2 protein-coding genes are annotated in these 2,460 nt (G+C 67.1%); both read left to right on the forward strand.

Annotation, left to right across the window (positions count from 1 at the left end):
- Window positions 1-759: ATP-binding cassette domain-containing protein (locus tag VNE62_03815; GenBank protein ID HVE91418.1), on the forward strand; the 759-nt coding region annotated here is incomplete at its 5' end.
- Window positions 760-942: 183 nt separating this feature from the next.
- Window positions 943-2,232 carry an ATP-binding protein gene (locus tag VNE62_03820; GenBank protein ID HVE91419.1) on the forward strand — a complete coding sequence of 430 codons (1,290 nt, stop codon included), beginning with the start codon at window positions 943-945 and terminating at the stop codon, window positions 2,230-2,232.
- Window positions 2,233-2,460: the final 228 nt, after the last annotated feature.

The following is a 2,460-nucleotide window of genomic DNA, read 5'->3' on the forward strand; positions in this document are numbered from 1 at the left end:
CCGCTGCACATGGTGCCGCACATCCGCAACATCCTCGGCGGGTTCCTGTTCTCCGGCGACGATGTCGACAAACCGGTGCGCGTGCTGTCGGGTGGTGAGCGCACCCGGCTGGCGGTCGCGCGGATGCTCCTGCGCCCGTCCAACACGCTGCTGCTCGACGAGCCGACGAACCACCTCGATCTGGACTCCAAGGACGTCCTCCTCGACGCGCTCGAAGACTTCGGGGGGACGCTCATCTTCGTGTCGCACGATCGCTATTTCGTCGACAAGCTGGCGACGAAGGTCGTCGACATCGGACACGGCCAGGCGCTCCTCTATCCGGGCACCTACGAGGAGTTCCTGTGGAGCCGGAAGGGGCAGGCTGCCCCCGCTGCACCCCCGCCGTCCCGTCCGGCGCCGGCGCGGCCCCCGGTCGCCAAAGGACGTCCGCCAACGTCCCCCGCACGCGTCGCCGAAGCCGCCGCCCGGCCGGCCGGCAAGGTCGAGGCGCAGGTCACCTACGAGGAGCGGAAGCGGCAGGAGTCGCACGCCCGGCGGGACCGTAAGGAAGCCGAAGGCCGGCGCCGCCGGGTCGAAGAGCTGGAGGCGCGCATCGCTGACCGGGAGCGCGCCATCAAGGAGCTCGAAGCATCCATGTCAGCCCCCGGTTTCTACGACGATCACACCGCCGCCAAACCCATCATCGACCGGCATCAGGCCCTCATGTGGGAGGTGGGCGATCTGATGAACCAGTGGGAGGCGCTGCATACAGAATCGTAAGTCGATCTCAAAATCGTCCACAGCCCGGCCGCGCGCGAATACACTTTTCGCAAATTCCCAAGGAAATCCCCCCTCCCTCCGCGGACGAGCCGGGCACACCCTTTGCCCCCGTGCTGTCCGCTCGCTACCTGCCCGTCGTGTGTCCGGGTAGGGCAGCCGTGTGCAATTTTGGTCCCTAAGTTGATGATGGAAAAGAGCTTGGCCGCACCGGTCGAGGCAATTACACTATTGCCGTTCGAAGCCGCCGCCGGCTTCAGCCTGAGCCGACTCATGCCTGACCGGAAGCCGCGCGGTATCTCGCGCCGACCTGCGCCTGTGTCGAGACCCCGCACCGCCCGGGCTGGCGCCAAGGGCCGGCGTGCGTCCGGCGGTCCCGACGACCTCATCCCGACCGACAGCTTCTACCGCGACCTCGTCTGGAACCTGCGCAACGGCGTTCTCGCCATCACCCGCGATGGCCGGATCGCGGTGATGAATCAGGTCGCCTACCGGATCCTCGGTCTGACGCCCAAGCCCTCGGACATCGGCGCTCCGTTCCCCGCTGTCTTGCGCGAACGGCCGGACGTCTGCCGCATCGTCGCCGGCGCGTTCGACCTCTCGCACCTGCCCAACCGCGCGGAGCTGCGGCTGAAGAGCACCGGCAAGGTGATCGGCTACACGCTGTCGCAGGTCCGCGACCGACGGGGCCGGATTACCGGCGCAACGCTCTTCTTCAAGGACCTCACGCGCGTCGAGCAGCTCGAAGAGCGCGAGCGGCTTCGCGACCGTCTGGCGGCGCTCGGCGAGATGGCCGCCGCCATCGCACACGAAGTGAAGAACCCGCTCGCCGGCATCGAGGTGATGGCGGGGATCCTGAAGCGACAGCTGGCGGAGTCCCCGGACGCGCAGGCGATCCTCGGCGACATCATCAAGGAAGCGAAGATGGCGAACGCCATCGTCCTCGAGATCCTCGACTTCGTGCGCCCCATCCGGCTGCAGGTCGAGCGCATCATCCTCGCGGACGCCGTGCGCGACGCCATTTCGATGGCGGAGAGCCACGTACCGCGCGGCGAGGTCGCCGTCGAGGTGGCCCTTGCACCGGATCTTCCGACGATCCACGGCGACCCGCACCAGTTGCGGCAGCTGTTCACGAACCTGATGACGAACGCGTTCGAGGCGCTCGGAGGGCGCGGCACCGTCCGCATCCTGGCGTGCCAGCTCGCCGAGGACCCGTCGGTCATCGAGCCGCAGGCCGGGCCGAGCCTCCTGATCGAGGTGACCGACGACGGGCCTGGGGTCGCGGCCGATGTGATGGATCGGATCTTCAGCCCGTTTTTCACGACGAAGCCGCAGGGGTCGGGTCTCGGGCTGGCAATCGTCCGAAAGATCGTCGACGCGCACGACGGACGGATCGATGTCAGCACGCCGCTGGCGGGTGGTACCCGTTTCCGCGTCACGCTCCCGGTGAAGAGTGGTCAGGGGTTGTTTGGATAGTGCCAGTAGCCAGTCGCCAGTCCCCAGAGCATTGAACTCTGGTGACTGAGAACTGGCGACCGGCAACCGACATAGAGAGGCAGAAAAAATGGGCCGTATCCTGGTCGCAGATGATCACGATTCCCTCCGCCGCGGCATCGTGCGCGCGTTGTCAGACGCGCGCCACGAGGTCGACGAGGCGCCGAACGGGAACGTCGCCATAGAGAAGCTCCACGAGGGTCAGTACGA

The sequence above is a fragment of the Actinomycetota bacterium genome (assembly GCA_035536535.1).
Classification (GTDB): domain Bacteria; phylum Actinomycetota; class JAICYB01; order JAICYB01; family JAICYB01; genus DATLNZ01.